Source organism: Komagataeibacter oboediens (assembly GCF_018491655.1).
GTDB lineage: Bacteria > Pseudomonadota > Alphaproteobacteria > Acetobacterales > Acetobacteraceae > Komagataeibacter > Komagataeibacter oboediens.
This window is the reverse complement of record NZ_JABLUU010000008.1, coordinates 80,535-101,017: the sequence shown is the minus strand read 5'-3', so window position 1 is coordinate 101,017 and position 20,483 is coordinate 80,535. Positions and strand designations below refer to the sequence as shown.

Sequence of the window (20,483 nt, the reverse complement as noted above, 5' to 3'; positions counted from 1 at the left end):
TAGCATGCGTACCGGGTATGTCAGCAGGTGACGTGCCGCGGAAGGTACGTGCGCGCATCTTCCATCCCTTGTGACAAGGACTGCATGCATGATCCTGCCGCGCCGGCAGCTTCTGGCCACCGCGGGGGCCGCGTTTTCCACCGGTCTTGTAACCCGTAAGGGACAGGCCGCGGCCCCGACCGCCACGGACCGGCTTCTGGCGGGGCTGGCGGACCCGTTTTCCACCATTGCGCCCATGCCCCCGGTCGCGGAGGAAGATGCCCTGCTGGCGCTGGGCTATGTCGGTCCGGTCAGTGATGGCGGCTGGACCGAAATGCACCATGTCGCGGTGCAGGCCGTGCGCCGTGCCTTTCCAAGGCTGCGTACGGTGTACGTGGAAAGCATGCCGTATTCCGCCGACGCCACGCGCCTGCTGCGTGAATTCGTGGCGGAAGGGGCGCAGCTGGTCATGACCGGCGCGGATTATGGGGACTTCCTGACCGATGTGGCGGCCCGCGCGCCCGATACGGCCTTCATGCAGTGCGACGGGCGGCCCCTGCGCGCCAATGTCAGCTGGTATTATATCGCGCACTGGTATGTCAGCTACGTGATCGGGGTTGCGGCGGGGCTGCTCAGCCGGGACGGCAGGCTGGGCTTCATTGCGTCCTTTCCGCTGCCTTCGGCCTATGCCGGGGCCAATGCTGCTCTTATGGGCGCCCGCAGCGTCAATCCCGATGCAACCATGCAGGTCATCAGCATCAACGCCTGGTTCGACCCACAGGCTGCGATCCAGGCGGCGAACGCGCTGGCGGACAAGGGGTGTGACTTCCTGTTCGGGATCATGGACGAAGCGGGCTACCTGCATGTGGCGCAGGAACGCGGGCTGTGGGCAGCCATGTGGAACAAGGACATACGGCAGTTCGGGCCGGATGCATACGTGGCGTCGGTTGTGCTGGATTTCGCGCAGTTCTACATAGCGCAGGTGCGCGCGCGGCTCACGGGGACATGGCGGCCTGTCCCGCAACTGCTGATGATGGGGGAGGGCGTGGACCGTGACCCATGGGGCCAGCGTGTGCCGCAGGCCGTGCGTGATCGGGCGGACGCCGTGCGTGCGCGCATCATGGGCGGCTGGTCGCCCTTCAGTGGCCCCATCCGTGACCAGCACGGCAACCTGCGCGTGGCCGAAGGCACCACGATGAATGACCTTGACCTGTATGACTGGGACTGGGCGGTGGAAGGGGTCAGCGGGTTGCCATAGGCAATCCGTTCGATTTCCCCTGATCAGGCGCATGACGCCCCTCCGCGCCGCAATGGTTGTGAACGCTTTCGTTTACGGTAAAAACCAACGGGGATTATCAGGCCGGAGCAGTTTTTTGAGTGATATTAAACTTTTCCAGATCAGCGATAATCAAGCGAGCGAACTGTCTGGATCGTCAGCGCCGCTTGAGAGGGCATTACAGACCCTTTTCGAGAAGAATCTGGAAGCATTACTGGGTGTCCGCTTTCTGGCATCCGAATACTCCACAACCCACGGCGGTCGCATGGATACGCTGGGACTGGATGAAAACAGTTATCCCGTTATAATCGAGTACAAAAGAAATATAAATGAAAACGTTATCAATCAGGGTCTGTTCTACCTTGACTGGCTGATGGATCATAAGGCCGATTTCCGGCTTCTTGTGCAGGAAAATATGGGCAAGGAAAAAGCCGATGCCATTGAATGGAGTGCGCCACGCCTGATCTGTATTGCAGCGGATTTCACCCGCTATGATCTGCACGCCATCAAGCAGATGGGGCGAAATATTGAACTGATCCGCTATCGACGTTTTGGGCAGGATCTACTGATGCTGGACCTGCTGACAAGCGTATCATCATCCCGTGTCAGCCAGCCGGTAATAAACCCATCCATGCCGATGACGGATGGTGCCATGGCTGTTGCAGGTAGCGCAAAAGGGGCAACACGCCACAAGACAAATTCAGAAAGTCTGGCTGATGCGGGAGAGGCGCTTACAAACCTGTACTCGGATACAGTCGCCTATCTTCTTTCACTAGGTGATGACGTTACGCAGAAAACCTTGAACTGTTATTTTGCATTCAGGCGGATAAAGAACTTTGTCTGTCTGGAAGTGAAGCCGACCCTTGATGTGCTCCGGCTTTACCTCAAGGTCGACCCGGATACCGTCGCGCTGGAAAAAGGCTTCACACGCAACGTTAAAAATAAGGGCCATTTCGGAACGGGCGACCTTGAGGTGACACTGCGTAACCTCAATGATCTGGAGCGTGCCAAACCCCTGATTGAAAAATCATACGAAAGTTCCTGACACGCCCATACCAGAACGGTACAGGCGTGTTTAAGTCCCGTTTACGCCCCTGTGTCATGCACCTTGCGTCCCGCCACCCATACGGTCCGGATGTTGGGCCTGCCGATATTGCACAGGATCTGCTGCACCACGTCCGCCGCCACACGGTCTGTTTCGCCATGAACGGGGGGCAGGATGTTGCTGCCGGGGGCCGTGCGGTCGATCAGGATGGCGTCGAATGCCTGCCCCGCATCAAACTGCCCTGCCGCGATATCCAGCGCCGACGTCCCCCCGCGTGTGGCCAGCCACAGTCCTTCGGCAAAGGTCAGACGCGCACCCGGCCGGCCACGGTCCGCTGCCGCGCGGGCGGGGTCGGTGCCGGTATCCAGCATGCGCGACGCGGTCACGGCCATGGCGGCATTGACCGCGACAGATGGCGAATACCCGCCCGACAGGTCGGTACCCAGTCCCACATGCACGCCAGCCTGCCATGCCGCGCGCAGCGGCAGCACCGCACCCGCGAAATAGGCATTGGACAGCGGGCAGTGCGCGATCGCCGCCCCGCGCGCCTGCACCAGCGCCATGTCCTCTGCCGTCATGTGGCACGAATGGGCCAGCACCGTGCCCCGGCGCAGCAGGCCGAAGCGGTCCAGCGCCATCGTGTCGTTCACGCCGGTCCGCTGGCGGACATGATCATGTTCCCAGTCACTTTCGGAACAGTGGGTCTGGATCAGGCAGTCTTCCTCCGTCGCCAGTTCGCCCAGTCCCCGCAGCAGGCCATCCGTGCATGCCGGGATGAAGCGCGGCGTGACCATGGGGCGCACAAGTTCCCCTTCGTTGCCCGGCAGCGCCCGCACGGCATGGATGAAGCGGCGCGTGGCGGCCAGCGCCTGTTCCATGCTGGCATTGCGATAGGGGGGGGGACACAGCGCCGGATCATCCATCGCCACCAGTCCGACAAAGGCGCGCAACCCGTAACGCAGGCAGGTGTGGGCCAGCAGCAGGCTGCTTTCTTCATGGATGGTTGCGAAAAACACGGCAGTGGTCGTGCCGTTGGCCAGCAGGGTGCGGACCATTTCGTCATAGACCGGGGCGGCGAAAGCGGGATCGGCAAAGCGGGCTTCCAGCGGGAAGGTCCGCTGTTCCAGCCAGTCACGCAGCGGCAGGTCCAGTGCGCGGCCCATCTGCGGCCATTGCGGGGCGTGGACATGCAGGTCCGTGAAACCGGGCATCAGCATCTGTGACGCTGACAGTGTGCGGACCGGTATGCCCTGCCGGGCGGCATGGTCCAGAATCTGTGTGGCCATGGGGCTGTCGGATGCGTGGCGGGCAATGATCCGGCCATCCGCCCCGACATGCACCACGCAGTCTGTCAGCGTTGCCTGGTCGGGGGTGACCGGGTTGATGACCTGACCGCGAATAACGAACTGACCCATGCTGCTGCTTCCCACCATCATTGCGAAAACGGATCATTATTCTCCGCCCGCGCCGATCTGCACAGCCCCAAAACCACATGCGCAGCCACGCCGGCCCGCAAAAGGGGCCGTTCCGGGCACGTGGCGTGCGGGGCAAACTCCACAAGCATGGGAAAACCCGTTGAAAATACGGCAGGAATCCGGATCTCCCATTTTTTTCCACAGGGTTATCTTTCTCCCTATCCCCGGAATCTGTGGATAACGTCCAGCTATTTTAATGATAGCGGCAGGGCTGGTTAGGGATCGGCGCATTGGCTAACTGGATGACCATCAGCGTGACCGGGCCATTGCCGATATTGCCCGCGTCATGGCCCTTTTTCCCGCGATAGGGGCCGGTTTCCATGGGGCGCACGTTCTGGTCCTCGCCAAACAGGATATCGCCTGGTCCCATTTCCACGCGTGTGCCATCCATGGCGCGGACATACCACCGGCCCTGCAGCGGCACGATCCACTGGGGCTTCGGGTCGGGGTGCCATGTGCCGTTCCAGCGGGCGGGCTGCACGGTCACCATGATGGTTGCCACCTGTGGTTCCATGGGGTCCTGCCACTGCGGGCCAGCGGGGGGTGACATGCTTTTCAGGAAGAAGTCATGCACCGGACAGGTGGTGATATGGCTGATCCCCCTGTCATCGGTCCATAAATGCCGGTACGTGCGCTGGGGCGGGGGTGGCTGCGTGGTGTCGGGCAGAATGGCAGGATGCGGGGCCGCTGGCGGTACGGTGGCCTTGGCGGGGGTCAGGACCGGCAGGGCGGCAAGGGCAAGGCCAAGGGACAGTGCGAGGGCGCGCGGGGACATGGCGGGAACCTCCGTAACGAAAAAGGGAAAACCGGGACGCCGGGGTCAGTGCGTCGGCACGGCGTCACCATATGTCAGGCGGTAAATGGCGCCGGACAGGTCATCACTGATCAGCATGCTGCCATCCGGCAGGGGCAGGACATCGGCCGGACGGCCCCATGCGCGCTGGCCCTGACGGAACCCGCCCACCAGCACGGTGGGGGGCTGGGGCCTGTTATCTGCGGCAAAACCGACGCTGACCACCTGGTACCCCGAAAGCTGGCTGCGGTTCCATGACCCGTGTTCGGCAATCATCAGGCTGCCGTGATAGGGGGCAGGGAATTCGGTGCCTTCGTAAAACCGCAGCCCCAGTGCCGCGACATGCGCGCCCAGCAGCAGGGCGGGCGGGGTGAATTCGCTGCACGGGTGCCGGCTGCCAAACTGCGGGTCCGCGATGTTGCCCTGATGGCAGTAGGGGTAGCCAAAGGACTGACCGGGCACGTCCACCCGGTTCAGTTCATCGGACGGCATGTCATCACCCATGTTGTCGCGCCCGTTATCGGTAAACCACATTACCCCCGTGCCCGGCTGCCACGTGATGCCGACCGAGTTGCGGATGCCGTACGCCACGTCGCGGCGGTCCGTGCCATTGGCGTTCATGGATATGATGCGCCCGAATTCACGTCCCACGTCGCATATGTTGCATGGCGCGCCAATGGGCACGTACAGACGGTTGTCCGGCCCGAATGCAATGAACTTCCACGAATGGTCGCCGGGGCGGTAGGGCAGGTTGTCGGCCACGACCTCCGGCTTTGGTGGCGTGTCCAGATGGTCCTCGATATCGCGCAGCACCACAATGCGCCGCATGTCGGATACATACAGGTCGCCATCATGATAGGCCACGCCCACGGGCAGGCTCAGGCCAAGGGCAATGGTCCGCACCTGCACCGGGCCACCGCCGTCAACGCCGGTCAGGGCATAGAGGCTGCCCGCGCCCATGCTGCCCACGAATATGGTGCCCCGCGCGCCGCGCACCATTTCGCGCGCGTTCGGTACGTGGTCGGACACCACACTGACATGGAATCCCGGCGGCACCTGCAGCAGGTCGGTGCGGGGCGCCGCCCGTGCAGTCGCGGCGGACAGCAGGGACGCGGCACTGGCCGCCCCCATCAGGATTGCGCAAATGCGGGGCATATAAGCACTCCTGTCACGACGGATGGCATGGCGGGGACGGGTAAGCCGCGCGGTCACGAGACAAGCTGGCGGATGCGTTCGGCCAGTGCGGTGGCGGAATATGGCTTGCGCTCCACCGGGATATCACGCAGGTCGGGCGGGATCATTGTGCGGTCGGCATAGCCTGTCGCGAAAATGAACGGCACGCCCCGCGCGCGCAGCATGTGCGCGATCTCGATCGAGCTTTCATCCCCAAGGTTGACATCCAGTATCGCAACATCAGGCAGGCGGGTGCGGATGGCGGTCAATGCCTCATATACCGAAGCCACGGTGCGGACCTGCCCCAGATTGCTTTCCTCGATCGCCCATTCGGCTTCCATCGCAATCAGGAACTGGTCCTCGACCAGCAGGATATCGGCGTCAATCACGTTCTCCTCCTTTCCGGGGACCGGGGTGGCTGCGGCGGGGACGGTATCTTCCGCCGCGGGGGGCGGGGCGGCAGTGGCATGGCGGGCGGGCAGGCCCATGACCACCTCCAGCCCGCCTGGACGGTAGTTGACATGTGCGTGTCCCCCCAGCTCGTGCGGGAAGCCACGCTCGATCAGGACGGAGCCGAAGCCCCGGCGCGCGGGTGGCGTAATGCCCGGCCCCCCGCTTTCGCGCCATGCAATGCGCCATTCATCCCGCGCGGCATCATGCAGCCATGTAATGTCCAGCCGCCCGCGGGCATGGCCCAGCGCACCATATTTGACGGCATTGGTGGCCAGTTCATGCACCACCAGCGCCAGGACCGACAGGGCGCGGCCCGTCAGCCAGACAGGCGGCCCGTCGCATGTGATGAAACAACGTTCCCGATAGGGGGCAAGTTCCGCATCCAGCAGCGCGCGCAGCAGGCCGCCGCCCTCGCTGCGCACCGCCTGGTCATGCGCCAGGGCCAGCGCACGGATGCGCCCGCGCAGCCGGTCGACGTGGTCCTGCGCCGTGCCGCCGGGTTCCAGCGGCTGGCTGACCAGTGACTGCACCACCGACAGGATGTTCTTCACACGGTGGTTCAGTTCCTCGTTCAGCATGCGCTGGCGCAGGTCGGCCGTGGCGCGTTCACTCAGCTGCAGCTGGTGGTATGCGCCCATGACCTCGATCAGGGCGGAACGGACAAGGCCCGCCGCCTCCACATCATCGCCCGACCAGGGCAGGCATTCGCGCGTGACCTGCTGGGTCCAGATGGCGAAGCTGGTGCGGGGGCCGAAATATCCGTCCTCGGCTTCCGCACGGGGGCGGCTGGCTGGGTCGGCGCTCCATTTCAGGGTGCGTACGACTTCGCGCCGGAAGACCAGCAGGTAGTCGCCTGGCTGCGATGAAATCGGGACGATCATCACGCCCGCCGCCTGTGTCGCGTAATCCGCCGCATCCGGAATCAGTGCCGACAGGCAGGCGGTGTGCCAGATCTGCGTGCCCGCGCGCTGGCGGGCAAGGTCCAGCAGCCCGGTCATGGCTTCAGGCGGCGGATGCGCACCGTGCAGGGTCCACTGCCCGCCCACCCACAGCGCCGCCCCGTCGCACTGCACGAAGGACAGCATGTCCGTCAGGTGCGACATGAGGTACGCAGGCATGTCCGCCACCGGGGCCGCGCCCTTCAGCAGCGTTTCGATCAGCGCATGGGTCTGCCGCGTCATGGACAGCCGCTTGGTGCGCAGCAGGTTGGTAATCTGCAGCGACAGGAATTCGCCAAACATGCGCGCGATGATCCGCTGGCTCATGTTCATGATGTGGGGGCTGTAATGGTGCCCCGCGATCATGCCCCACAGCCGTCCATCCACCATGAGCGAGACGGACACGCACCCCGCCACCCCCATCATGCGCAGATAGTCGGAATGGATGGATGTCGCGGCCCGCAGGTGCGCATGCGACAGGTCCGGCGGCGGCATGCCGGCGGGCGAGATGACGGGAATGGGTGTTGCGGCCGCATCCCCGATCACGCGGATCAGATTGGTGCTGTACAGCCTGCGCGCGGGATCGGGGATGTCGCTGGCGGGAAAGTGCTGTCCAAGGAAGCTTTCCAGGTCTGGCGCATGGTATTCCGCCGCGACCTTGCCGGATCCGTCCTCGGCAAAGCGGTAGAGCATCACGCGGTCGAAACGCAGCACCCCGGCAAACAGCCGGACCACGGTGCGGAACAGGCGGTCGAAATCCGTGATTTCACGGATCCGGTCGATCATGGTGCGCAGCAGCGACATGTAAGACCCGTCGCCATCAGGCCGGGCCGCGGGTTCCCATTCCAGCAGGATGTCGCGCCCCGCGGTATGGATGGCCACGTCATAGCGCCTGCCATCGGGCGCTTCCTGGCCGAACACCAGCGCGGGGCGGCGGTGGGCCTCCCCATGGGTGGCGAGGGCGTTGCGGATGTTGTGGGTGGCCTCGCGCCCCACAACCTCACGCAGCAGCAGGCCGTCCAGCATCCCGTCGCGCCCCACGCAGCGCGGGGCATTGGCGGACCAGCGCACGATCCGTTCCAGCCGCGCGTCGCATGCCAGCAGCCAGCCATGGGGCTGGATATGGTCGGTGGCCCACGTCATGCCGGCCACCCCCGTGGCATGGGGCCTGCCGCGCCATGCGGGCAGGCGGGGCGGGGGGCGATCCCTGCCATCATCATTGCGTGATATGCCGGTGTCGGTCCCATGCACGTTCCTGCCATGGCCATGTGGGGGCACGTGCCGCCCGGCCGGGGTTGTTCCATTGCCGTGCCCGCCCCCTGCGGGGGCGGTATGACGGTTGCGCCAGCATACCGCCCCCGTGGCGGCGGCAACAGGGCCGTCGTGCACACCTCATTGTGATGTAACGCCGCGCCATGCCCGTTCGCCCCCGACCGTAACCTGCCTGCGCCATGCGTGAATACATGAATGTATAATACAATATTTTATATATACTTTCATATACCCTTTCTTAACCCCTGCGGGTGCATGAAACACCATGCTGGCTGTCGCCTATTGCAACGGCCCGGAAATGTCTGGAACCGGTGCCGCCGTTCACCCCCATCCCGTTCGTTTTCAGTCAGCAGGAGACAAGCAGCCCGATGCCCCGCGACATGATAGATGACATGCAGGTTACCGTCCTTCCTGCACTGGAACAGACCATTCTTGGTGTTGTCCTGATTGATGAAAACAACACCGTCACCTTTTTCAACCGCGCGGCGGAAAGGCTGTGGCACTGCGCACGCCAGGACGTGATCGGGCGCAATGTCAACGTGCTTGTGCCGCGCAACATCCGCTCCACCCATGACGACCTGATCCGCCACAACCGCGAAACCGGGATCAACAAGATCGTCGGCACCAGCCGCGAGGTGCTGGTGGAACGGCTGGATGGCACCAGCTTCTGGGCCAACCTGTCGCTGTCGCGCATCGCGGTGGATGGCAAGATCGGCTACATGGCGCTGATCCGCGACATCTCGCAGGAAGTGGATGACCGGGAAAAGATCCGCCTGCTGTCGCTGGTGGTGCGTGAAACCGACCGGGGCGTCGCCATTCTGGACCCCGAATTCCGCATCATTTACGTCAACCGCGCCTTCAGCGACATGTTCGGCTTCGGCCCCGAACGGGTGACGGGCCATGGCCTGTCGGTCATCCTGGCGGGGGACACGACCGATATCGGCATCCTGAACAAGCTGCATGAAGGTGCCCGCAACGCCCGCGGCTTCACGCTGGAAATCCGCGCCCGCCACGCCAGTGGCCGCGACATATGGGTGTCTGCGGCGATGAACCCCGTCTTCAGCGAAAGCGGAGAGGTGGAGAACATTGTCGTCGTCCTGACCGACATTACCGAACAGCATTTCCTGGACAGCCTGCAGCGCGACACGCTGGAAGCAATTTCAAGCGATCTGAGCCTGCATGAGGTCATGGACTTCATCTGCCGCCGCATCGAACACTACATTCCCGATGTCATGCCCGCCATCTACCTGGTGGAAAAGGACGAACACCTGAAATGCAAGGGGCGCGCCAGCCTGCCGCTGTCGCTGGTCAAGCTGTATGACACGCTGCCCATTGGCGATGGCGCGGCCTGTTCCGGCATTGCGGCGGCCACCGGCAACGTAACCGAATGTCCCGACATCGCCCACGACCCGCGCTGGCAGCACCTGCGTGAACAGACGCTGCATAACGGCATCAAGGCCGCGCGCGCCACTCCCATCATCCTGCGCAACAACCGCATAGCGGGGGTATTCACCTGCTATTCCCGCACCGACGCGCTGCCCGATGCCGCGTGCCAGAAGGCGGTGGCCACCAGCCTGCACCTGTGCACGCTGGCCATTGAACGGCACGAGGCGAAGGAACATATCAACCGCCTGTCGGATTTCGACCTGCTGACCAGCCTGCCCAACCGCCGCTGGCTGCGCCAGAACATGGCCCGCATGCTGCGCCGCCATGTGCGCGGCAACCTTATGCTGCTGACTGTGGGCGTAGACAACTTCAAGCATATCAATGACGTGTTTGGCCACACGGCGGGGGATGAGCTGATCGCCTACATCGCAGGTCAGCTGCGTGAGGTGCTGACCATTGACGACACGCTGGTGCGTAGCGGGGGGGACCAGTTCACCATTGTTACCAATGGCGAACAGCAGCATGCATCCTCCCTCAGCGCCACGATCCTGCGGGTGCTCAGCACGCCCACCCATATCGGCGCGGTGCCGGTCAGCCTGTCCGCAAGCCTGGGTGTGGCCGTCCACCCCGAAAATGGCGAGGATGGGGACACCCTGCTGAAAAACGCCGAAACCGCCATGTTCCAGGCCAAGGCGAATGGCGGTGGCCACTGCTGCTTCTTCAGCCCGCGCATGAACCAGCAGGCCAGCGACCGGCTGATCCTTGCCGCCGCCCTGCGCGACGCCATCACCCATGACCGGCTGCGCCTGTTCTACCAGCCGCAGGTCCATGCCCGCAGCGGCCAGCTATATGGGGTGGAGGCCCTGTCGCGCTGGATCGATCCGTCGCTTGGCTTCGTGTCGCCCGCGCGCTTCATTACCGTGGCGGAGGAAACCGGCCAGATCGAGGCGATCGGTAAATGGTCCCTGCGCGCGGCATGCATGCAGATGGCGCAGTGGATGCGCGACGGGGTGGATGTGCCGGTGGTATCGGTCAACCTGTCGCCGCTGCACTTCCGTGACGAAACATTGCCGGAATTCGTTGACAAGCTGCTGAATGAAACCGGAATTCCGCCCCAGCGCCTGACGATCGAGATTACCGAAATTACCATGATCGACAATTACGAACGCACCATCCGCGTGGCGCAGAAACTGCGTGAGATGGGGGTCGGCATGTCGATGGATGATTTCGGCACCGGGTTCTCCAGCCTGTCCAACCTTGCGGGCCTGCCGGTGAACGAGGTGAAGATCGACCGGAGCTTCATGACCGGACTGGAAAGCATTGAAAAGGTCCGCGCCGTGGTCATGGCCGTGGTCCGCATCGGTCAGAGCCTGGGCATGACCGTGGTGGCCGAAGGCGTGGAGCATGAGGAGCAGCGGCGCCTGCTGGCGGACATGGATTGCGACGTGCTGCAGGGGTACATGTTCTCCAAGCCGCTGCCGGCGGAAGAACTGGCGGCATGGTTTTCCGCCTATCAGCCTGACGGACTGGTGACCGGAAAGGGAAAGGGGGCTGAGGCGTCCCCGCACCGGAACGGGTGAAAATCATCGGGTACCATTCTGGCTGGAAAGGAAAAAGTTTCCCGGTGCTGCCTTTTTCATAAAGGCGCTGTTTCCCCGTGCTTCTGACACCATGATGTGCCCGCTGCCCGCTGCCCGCTGCCCGCTGCCCGCTGCCCGCTGCCCGCTGCCCGGCAGGACGTGCGGGCTGCTGACATAATTCCTGCCCGTTCCCGGACCGGACGCGGGACACGCTGTCCCGGTGCATCCGCCCGCAGGCCCTGCCATGCGGGCTGGCGGCATGCAATGGCCGGCATATGTCCGTCAGGTTATGGTGTCCGCTGCCGCAACGCGGTAACACGCACAGACAGCGTCCACCTGAGGGAATAGGGAAAGCAGCACCGTGAATATTGATGGCCATATCGTCCTGTCAGACCGGGTCATGCCGGGTCGTGTCGTGTTCGATACCTCAATTACCGACGTGCGGCCGCTGTCGCATAACGTGCCGGACCGCTATATCCTGCCTGGCTTCATTGATGCCCATGTCCACGGCGGCGGCGGGGCGGATACCATGGATGGTGTGGTCGCGATCCGCCACATGTCGATGTTCCACATGGCGCAGGGCACCACGACCCTGCTGCCCACCACCATTACCGCGCCATGGTCGGACATAACCGATGCGCTGCACGCGGTGGCTGATGTCATGCGCAATGGCACCTATGGCGGCCCCAGCATTCCCGGCGCGCATCTGGAGGGGCCGTTCATCAGCCCCCACCGCCTTGGTGCGCAGCCGGCACACGCCCTGCCGCCCGTGCCCGCGCGGGTCAGCGCGGTGATCAGGACCGGCGCCGTAAAGCTGGTGACGCTGGCGCCGGAAGTGGAACATGCCGATACCGCCATCCAGCAGTTCGTCAATGCGGGCATACGGGTCAGCATCGGTCACACGCAGGCGGATCATGAACAGACGGACCGCGCCATCTGCCGCATATGTGGCGGCGGCGGGGTTGCGGGTGGCACGCACATGTTCAACGCCATGCCGCCCGTCATGGCGCGCGCGCCCGGTCCCGCCACGGCGCTGATGTGCAGCGATGACGCCTATGCCGAGATGATTTTCGATACCCATCACGTCCATCCCGCCCTGTTCCGCCTTGCGCACCGGGTCATGGGGCGGCGGCTGGTTTTCGTGACCGACGCCATGCGCGCCACCGGCGGCGGCGATGGCCCCAGTTCGCTGGGGGGGCAGGCCGTTATGGTGCAGGACGGGGTGGCGCGCCTGCCGGACGGCACGCTGGCGGGCAGCGTGCTGACGCTGGACCAGGCGCTGCGCAATGCCATACAGGCCGGGGCGTCCCTGCCACAGGCGGCGGCACTGGTCAGCACCCATGCCGCCAACTGGCTGGGCCTGCATGACCGCGGCGCGATCATGCATGGACGCCGCGCGGACATGGTGGTGATGGGGCCGGACCTGACGGTGCAGGAAGTCTGGGTGGCCGGTCGCCGCTGCGCATAGGCCGGGGCATTTCCGCTGGCCCTGTCGCGCCAGCGCGCCTAATACTGCGTGCGTTCGCGTATGAAGGAAGGAATGTTCCCAGCCCCATGGTGTCCACCCGTTTCCTGTGTTCCGGTCCATGGCACGCCTGGAGCTGACGACATGCCAGGAACGTGCGCTGGCGGAAATCCTGACCGCGCGCGAAACCTGCGCCACGCACCTGCTGACCGGCTATGCCGGGACGGGCAAGACCACGCTCATGCAGCGTGTCGCCCGTGCCCTGCGCAAACAGGGGGCGGAGGTCGTCTTTACCGCCGCGACCCACAAGGCAACCGCCGTGCTGAAGGCGCGGGTGGGCAGCCTTGCGCCCTGCCGCACCATCCATAATGTCCTGTCGCTGCAGCCCGGCACGCAGGATGGCGGGCGCGAGGTGCTGCAGCGCGCCGACCGGCCTGAACCGATTACCGCCGATGTCATCATCATTGACGAATGTTCCATGGTGGGATCGGAACTGATGCGCTGGGTGCGTGAACTGGTGCCCGACCGGTTCGTGCTGTTCGTGGGGGATCCGGCGCAGCTGCCGCCGGTGGGGGAGGCGATCAGCCCGTCATTCGCCATCCGCTCGGCCTCGCATCTGGAAACAGTGGTGCGGCAGGCGGCGGGCAACCCGCTGGTCGCCGCCGCGACGGCCATACGCGAAAGCCAGGGCGGCCCGCTGGACTGGTCATGGTGTCGCGCCAATCACCATGACGGCGCCGGCCTGTTCGTGCCCCGCACGCCCGACGCATGGATGCAGCGCGCCTTCACATCCGATGAATTCCGCGCCGATAGCGACGCCTTCCGGTACCTGTGCTGGACCAATGCGCGGGTGGATGCGGTCAACCGCATGGTGCGCCGCTGGGTGCATGGGGGGGAGACGCCCACGCCCTTTGTCGCGGGCGAGCGCGTGATCGCGCGTACCCCGGTGATGGATGTGGAAGGACGGCGTGTTGTCGTCGCCACCAATGAGGAGGCGGAAGTGATCGACATCCGTCCTGCCATCCTGCGCCATGCCTTTCCCGCCACGTCAAAGGTCGCGGGCTGGACCACCGAACTGCCGGTGTATGACGTTGTGCTACGGACACTGACAGGCGAGGAGGTACCCGTGCCCATCCTGCGTCCCGGCGCGGACATGGCGGCCATCGAACGCCGCCTGAGGCGCGAAGCGGCGGAAGAACGCGCGCGCTGGCAGCACCGTTTCGTGTTCCGTCGTGGCATCGGGCGGCTGCAGGCCGTGTATGCCATGACCGTGCATACCGCGCAGGGCAGTACGTTTGGCCGTGTGTTTGTCGATATTGGTGATATTACCCGCCGGGCCACGACGAACGTGCTGGAAACGCAGCAACTGCTGTATGTGGCGGCCACGCGCCCGTCCACTGCCATGATCCTGACGGGCCTGCCCGTGCACCGGAACACGGCGCGCGGCGGGGCCTGACGGGTAGGGTATTACCCCCGGGGGGATTATTTAAAAAAATATTTCCGTTACATGATAAAATTATTTTCAGATGTATTTTTCACAAATTTTATTTCCATATTTCAATATATTTCAATATATTTTCATGAAATATTAAACTGTTTGCGCAATGGTCATGGCTCATGCTTATGGCATGACCAGCATATGGCTCCACCCCTGCCGCATTGTGCAGCAGGGAACGATAACAGGTAACGAAAGAAAGATCGCGTCCGGACTGCTGCAATGCAGGGCGGGTGATTACTTGACCATACCGGCCGTTTACACTGTCCACGCGGGTGTAGGCAGGCCGCCCGGCTTTATCGTTATTGACAACGGGGCCGGGCATTCACCACGCGACGGGGCCATCCATCCCGGTCGTGACAGGCGAGGCAACCGAACTGGCGCCGCAGTATTCCGGGCGACATGCCCCGGCGGCGCAGAGGGAGAAGAGCAGCGCGATCCCCCTGACGGATCGCGGTAAACCGGGCATTGTGCCCGACCCGCGTGGCGACGGGGAGCATGCCCGGGCCAGACGTGATCCAGATCATGGCGGCAGCCGGACGGACCGCATATCCATGCAACCGTGCCATGTCGCCCGTGGAGACCTCAGCGGTCGGGACGCGCCAAACCCTGCAGACCAGCCACCAGGCCGCGCATGGCGGGATACTTACAGAACAGGCTGCAGCAGTCGTTCGACAATTACATGAAAATATAAGATGTGCGAAAAATTAAACAATTCCGAATGTTTATTCTGCATGTATTTTACAAATTAACTTATGGCAAAATTATGTCATTAATCACGACTATCGCAGTCCTGTTGGGAACAGAAAAAGATAAAGATGTCTTTAACGCAGCCTCATAATCATCCGGCCGGAATGGAGCGCAGTTTTGGCGACCGGCAGGAATTCATGACGGAAGACACTCCCGCCAGCATGCACTTCCATGTGGTGAGCGGGGGGGCGCGCCTGTTCAAGTCCCTGCCGGATGGACGGCGACAGATCATTGGCTTCGCTCATAAAGGCGACGTGCTGCCTGCCTATCCCTGCACCCATTATCACTATAGTGCCGAAGCCATGCGCACGCTGCGCGTGGCGTGTGTGCCCGCACCCTACCTGCGGCACCTTCATGAAACATCGCCCGGCGCGTGCGCGGCCTCCCTGCGTACGACGCGGCAGCTATTGGTCGGGTTTCACAACCGGCTGCTCATGCTGGGGCGCCAGACGGCGCGCGAACGGCTGGCCGCCTTCCTGATCGGGCAGGGAACCCGGATGGGACGGGGCGAACTGTGGCCGGTCGATCCCGGCATTTCCCGCGCCGACATAGCCGATTTCCTCGGCCTGACAACCGAGACGGTCAGCCGTCTGCTCAGCGCCTTTCACCGGGAGAAGCTCATCTCCCGCGAACGGCGCGCCATACACATTCTCGACCCTGACCGCCTGCGCGCGATCGTGGCCCATTCCGAATGACAGCGAAGAAAGACAGCACGCAGATGTCCGAGATCACAGCACTCACCACCGAAATCCTGCTGCCCGCACTGGAGCAGGCGATCGACGCCACGGTCATCATCGGCCAGGACAACGAAATCATCTTCTACAACCAGGCCGCGGAATCCCTGTGGGGCATCCCGCGTGCCGAAGTCATGGGCCGCAACGTGGACTGCCTGGTGCCCGTGCGCCTGCGTCATGAGCATGACCGCTACATCGACCGCAACCGCGAAAGTGGCCACAACCGCATTGTCGGCACGTCGCGCGAAGTGGAATTCACGCGGGCGGATGGCGAATACATCTGCGGCGAACTGTCCCTGTCGAAGGTGCAGATCGACAAGGATGGCAGGAAGCTGACCTATTACATGGGCGTGATGAAAAACGTCACGGAGGAAAGCCAGCGCCGCAAGATCCTGATCCTGCAGAACGATGTGCTGCAGGCGCTGGCCAGCGACATGCTGATCCAGGATCTCGGGGAACTGATCTGCCGCAAGGTCGAGGCCTTCGTTCCCAATTCCGTCGCCGCCCTGCTGGTGCTGGATGACGCGCAGCCGTGGCGGGTGATCTGCACGTCCGCCCTGCCGCCGCGCATCCGCAATGCGCTGGAAACCACCGTGCCGTCGCCGTCCGACGTGGAAAAGCTTATGGCCAACCCGTCCTATACCGGCCGTCTGGTATGGGACAATTACCAGTCCATGTGCCGTTCGCTGGGGCTGCAGTCGTGCTATGCCGCCCCGGTGCTGGCGGGCGACGGGCGGGTGACGGGCATTTTCGCGCTGTACCTGCGCGAACCCAACCAGCTTGGCGCATGGCCGCAGCGGCTGGTCGGATCGTGCCTGCCGTTCTGCGCGCTGGCGCTGGAACAGCACGCCACCAAGACGCACCTGACCCAGCTTGCCCGTTATGATTCCCTGACCGGCCTGCTGAACCGTGGTGCGCTGCACCGGGTGATGGAAGACATCATCGCCCAGCCGGGTAACCGGACGCTGGCAATCTTCATGCTGGACATCGACCGCTTCCGCGACATCAACGACGCGCTGGGCCATGTCTATGCCGACCAGTTCCTGGTCGAGATCGCAGGGCGCATCCGCTCCATCGCCAAGGATGATTACGTGATCAGCCGCTCGGGCGGGGATGAATTCGTGGTGGTGGTGCCCGACTGCGAAGGCAAGCGGATCGAGGAAATCGCCCACAAACTTCTGGAAACCATCGGCCGTCCGCTGCAGATCGGCCAGAACACGCTGTCCATCTCGTGTTCCATCGGCATAAGCACGTTCCCCGCCAACGGGCCGGACAGTGAATCCCTGCTCAGCCATGCCGATACCGCCATGCGGCAGGCGAAGGAGGACGGGCGCGGCATCTTCCGCTTCGCCAACCTTGAAAAGAACCAGGTGGCGCAGGACCGTCTGGTGCTGGGCTCCGCGCTGCGTGATTCACTGGCGCAGGGCATGCTGCAGCTGCATTACCAGCCGCAGGTGCGCACGCATACGCTTGAACTCAGCGGGGTGGAAGCCCTGTCGCGCTGGCACCATCCGCACCTTGGCAACATTTTCCCCTCGCGCTTCATTGCGGTGGCGGAGGAAACCGGCCAGATCGAGGCCATCGGCCGGTGGTCGCTGCTGGAGGCCTGCCGCCAGATCGTGAAATGGGACCGCGACGGCATCCATGTGCCGACCGTGGCCGTGAATCTGTCGGCGGTGCATTTCCGCAACCGCGCGCTGCCTGAACACATCGCCGCCCTGCTGAAGGACCACGACCTCAAGGCCGCGCGCCTGACGGTGGAAATCACCGAAAGCGTGATGATGGACAACAGCCGCGATACCGAGGAAGTGCTGCAGTCCATCCGCAACCTTGGCTGTGGCCTGTCGATGGATGATTTCGGGACGGGGTATTCGTCGCTGTCGCGCCTGACGCGCCTGCCGCTGACGGAAATCAAGATCGACCGCAGCTTCATCAATGATTTCGAATACGACACCAACGCGCAGGCCGTGACCATGGCCGTGATCGGCATTGGCTCGCGCCTTGGCATGACGGTGGTGACCGAAGGGGTGGAGACCGAACAGCAGCGTGACCTGCTGGAAAAACTGAACTGTGACGTGATGCAGGGCTACCTGTTCGCCAAGCCGCTGGCGCCGCGCGATCTGGAACAGTGGGTCCGTAAGGGGGGCGCGCCTGCCGTCATCCGCGAAATCGAAGCCGCCCGCGCCAGCGCGGCCAGGCAGGCGGCGGCACCGGCGGCGGAACAGCCCGCAGCCCCGGAACCCGCGGCCAAGCCCGCCAAACCGGCCCCGGCACCCGCAGCCAAAGCAAAGTCCTGATCCATTCAAGGCGACAGATGGAGCAACGCCATGTCACTCAAACACGATGATCGCCTGCGTGCGCTCACCCACAAGGATTCCGATTTCTGGGCCGATGTGGTGGACAATGTCCTGATCGTCGCCATTACTGACGTGCGTGGCGTGATCACTTACGTCAATGACCGCTTTTGTGAAATCAGCCGCTACCCGCGTGATGAACTGCTGGGGGCCACGCACCGGATCGTCAATTCCGGGTATCATGACGCCAGCTTCTTCCGGCAGATGTACCGTACCATCCGTTCGGGGGATATCTGGCGCGGCAACATCTGTAACCGCGCCAAGGACGGCACGCTGTACTGGGTGGCGACGACCATCATGCCCAAGCACAACTCGCTGGGTGCGATCGAGGGCTATGTCGCGACCCGTTTCGAGATCACGGAACTTATGAACACCCGTGACCGGCTGAAGTCGCTGGCGGCGACCGACCCGCTGACGGGGCTGTTCAACCGTGGCGGCTTCAACACCATGCTGCAGGCAGCGGTAGAGGAAAAGGCCCGCAACATCACCCGTGAAATCATGCTGGTGATGTTTGACCTCGACGGGTTCAAGCAGATCAACGACATCCATGGCCACCATGCGGGCGATGTGGTGCTGAAGGTCATTTCGCGGCGGCTGCAGGAACTGGTCAGCCCGCAGGATGCGGTATGCCGGCTGGGTGGGGACGAATTCGCGCTTATCCTCAACCACACACTGCGCACCACGCAGCTTACGGCCATTCTGGAACGGCTGCTGGCTATCCTTGAAGCGCCGATCGAGGTCGGCAATACCGTGGTCAATGTGTCCGGCAGCATCGGCATAAGCCCCGTCGCCAGTCAGGAAAGCGCGGAATCGCTGCAGAAAAACGCCGATATCGCGCTGTATGCCGCCAAGCGCGCCGGTGGTCACCAGGCGCGCATGTTCGACATCACCCTGCACCAGCATGCGCTGGAACGCGCGCAGATCCTGACCGATGCGCGCGAGGGGGTGGAGAAGGACCAGTTCGAACTGTATTACCAGCCGATCCTGAACCTTGAGACCGGCCGGTGCGACCAGATCGAGGCCCTGCTGCGCTGGCACCACCCGCTGCGGGGGCTGTTGGCGGCGGAAAGCTTCCGCGACGTGTTCCTTGACGCAGCACTCGCGCAGGCCATGAGCCCGCGTCTGGTCAAGTCATTCCAGAATGACATGCGGCTGTGGAATTCCAGCCTGTCCACCTATCCCAACCTGACCATCAACCTGTCACGGCTGGATCTGCTCAATGTCGGGTTCCAGAATGATCTTGAAGCCGAGATCAAGCGGCAGGGCGGCGACGCCAGCGATTACGTGCTGGAAATATCCGAAAGCGTGCTGGCGGGACGCCGGTCGGACAGGGTGCTGCTGCGGTTGCAGGAACTGGCTGATCTGGGGTTCCAGCTGACGCTGGATGATTTCGGGCTGGCGACGCTGCCGATTGCGGTGCTGCGTGACATCCGTTTCACGCAGGCCAAGATATCGCGCCGGCTGGTGTGCGACCTTGAACACAGCCAGCAGGCGCGTGACGTGATCGCCCACCTGACGGGACTGGCCCATGCCTTTGGCCTGAGCGTGACCGTAAGCGGGGTGGAAACAAAGGAGCAGATGGACATCCTGGTTGCGATGAATGTTGACCGAATTCAGGGTTTCTACATTTCTCCACCCATTTCGGCAGCAAATCTTGTGCTGGCGGAACATATCCTTGCGCCAGATCATACCGAAGTCGCGCTGCAGGCGTCATGAGGTGCCATGCGCCTGACACTTTATACCGATTATTCCATTCGCATCCTGATCTACCTGGGACAGAACCCGGGCAGACGGGTTGCGATTCAGGAAATTGCCGATGTTCACGGGATTTCGCAAACGCACCTTGTGAAGGTTGTCAATCGCCTGTCCAGCAATGGCATCGTCCTGGCGCGGCGTGGGCGCAGTGGCGGGCTGGAGCTGGCAGGGGCGGCGCAGAATATACTGATTGGCGATGTCGTGCGGTTGATGGAAGCCGACCTGCCGGCGGCCATCGTGCCATGCATACCGGGCAAGGGACAGCCGTGTATTCTGGCGGATACCTGCCGCCTGCGCGGGGTGATCACGCGGTCCATCGGTGCATTCATGGCAGTTTTGGACGGCGTGACGCTGCATGATATGTTAACCGGGCAGAAGAAACATTGATTCCATAAAAAATAATAAAAGAGGGTTTTATTTATTTTCTGCATAAAGAACCTGAATCAGTAAGATGATTTCCTTAAATTATTACGAGAAACGTATAAATTATATTTATAACACAATAAAAATTATTTATGGGGAGTGTGGCAGCACACTTTTAGGTTGCAGTGTGTACCGAT

At 62.9% G+C, this 20,483-nt stretch carries 14 protein-coding genes; 10 read left to right on the top strand and 4 right to left on the bottom strand.

Going from position 1 to position 20,483, the window contains the following annotated elements; all coding sequences use genetic code 11:
* Positions 1-88: 88 nt before the first annotated feature.
* A complete protein-coding gene (locus HNO79_RS08845) occupies positions 89-1,237 on the top strand; it encodes a BMP family ABC transporter substrate-binding protein (RefSeq protein WP_214165699.1) in 1,149 nt (382 codons plus the stop codon).
* A 31-nt stretch (positions 1,238-1,268) separates the two neighbouring features.
* Positions 1,269-2,300: a DUF5655 domain-containing protein gene (locus HNO79_RS08840; RefSeq protein WP_244987486.1), complete on the top strand. Its 1,032-nt coding sequence runs from the start codon at positions 1,269-1,271 to the stop codon at positions 2,298-2,300.
* 41 nt (positions 2,301-2,341) lie between these two features.
* Here the strand turns inward: HNO79_RS08840 and HNO79_RS08835 are convergent, their stop codons facing one another.
* From HNO79_RS08835 to HNO79_RS08820, 4 genes are all read right to left on the bottom strand, one after another.
* The gene (locus tag HNO79_RS08835; protein ID WP_214165700.1) at positions 2,342-3,715 is read right to left on the bottom strand and encodes an amidohydrolase family protein; all 1,374 of its coding nucleotides are present in this window, start codon (positions 3,713-3,715) and stop codon (positions 2,342-2,344) included.
* A gap of 253 nt (positions 3,716-3,968) precedes the next feature.
* Positions 3,969-4,550: a cupin domain-containing protein gene (locus HNO79_RS08830; RefSeq protein ID WP_214165701.1), complete on the bottom strand. Its 582-nt coding sequence runs from the start codon at positions 4,548-4,550 to the stop codon at positions 3,969-3,971.
* 45 nt (positions 4,551-4,595) lie between these two features.
* Positions 4,596-5,723 (bottom strand): PQQ-dependent sugar dehydrogenase, encoded by a 1,128-nt coding sequence (locus tag HNO79_RS08825; RefSeq protein WP_214165702.1) that lies wholly within the window; start codon positions 5,721-5,723, stop codon positions 4,596-4,598.
* 53 nt (positions 5,724-5,776) lie between these two features.
* Positions 5,777-8,521: an HWE histidine kinase domain-containing protein gene (locus tag HNO79_RS08820; protein WP_244987485.1), complete on the bottom strand. Its 2,745-nt coding sequence runs from the start codon at positions 8,519-8,521 to the stop codon at positions 5,777-5,779.
* 251 nt (positions 8,522-8,772) lie between these two features.
* Between HNO79_RS08820 and HNO79_RS08815 the strand changes: the two genes are divergently transcribed.
* From HNO79_RS08815 to HNO79_RS08780, 8 genes are all read left to right on the top strand, one after another.
* Positions 8,773-11,370: an EAL domain-containing protein gene (locus HNO79_RS08815; RefSeq protein ID WP_214165703.1), complete on the top strand. Its 2,598-nt coding sequence runs from the start codon at positions 8,773-8,775 to the stop codon at positions 11,368-11,370.
* Positions 11,371-11,731: 361 nt separating this feature from the next.
* Complete coding sequence (gene nagA, locus HNO79_RS08810) at positions 11,732-12,838, top strand: N-acetylglucosamine-6-phosphate deacetylase (RefSeq protein WP_010513226.1); 1,107 nt, start codon at positions 11,732-11,734, stop codon at positions 12,836-12,838.
* A 118-nt stretch (positions 12,839-12,956) separates the two neighbouring features.
* Positions 12,957-14,291 carry an ATP-dependent DNA helicase gene (locus HNO79_RS08805; protein WP_214165704.1) on the top strand — a complete coding sequence of 445 codons (1,335 nt, stop codon included), beginning with the start codon at positions 12,957-12,959 and terminating at the stop codon, positions 14,289-14,291.
* Positions 14,292-14,635: 344 nt separating this feature from the next.
* Entirely contained in the window at positions 14,636-15,016 is a 381-nt protein-coding gene (locus tag HNO79_RS08800) for a hypothetical protein (protein WP_214176806.1), read from the top strand.
* 132 nt (positions 15,017-15,148) lie between these two features.
* Positions 15,149-15,775 carry a Crp/Fnr family transcriptional regulator gene (locus HNO79_RS08795; RefSeq protein WP_010513223.1) on the top strand — a complete coding sequence of 209 codons (627 nt, stop codon included), beginning with the start codon at positions 15,149-15,151 and terminating at the stop codon, positions 15,773-15,775.
* A gap of 23 nt (positions 15,776-15,798) precedes the next feature.
* Positions 15,799-18,111, top strand: coding sequence for an EAL domain-containing protein (locus tag HNO79_RS08790; protein ID WP_244987484.1), 2,313 nt, complete (start codon positions 15,799-15,801; stop codon positions 18,109-18,111).
* Between the two features lie 30 nt (positions 18,112-18,141).
* Positions 18,142-19,884 (top strand): putative bifunctional diguanylate cyclase/phosphodiesterase, encoded by a 1,743-nt coding sequence (locus HNO79_RS08785; RefSeq protein WP_010515042.1) that lies wholly within the window; start codon positions 18,142-18,144, stop codon positions 19,882-19,884.
* A 6-nt stretch (positions 19,885-19,890) separates the two neighbouring features.
* Entirely contained in the window at positions 19,891-20,310 is a 420-nt protein-coding gene (locus tag HNO79_RS08780) for an RrF2 family transcriptional regulator (protein WP_010515040.1), read from the top strand.
* Positions 20,311-20,483: the final 173 nt, after the last annotated feature.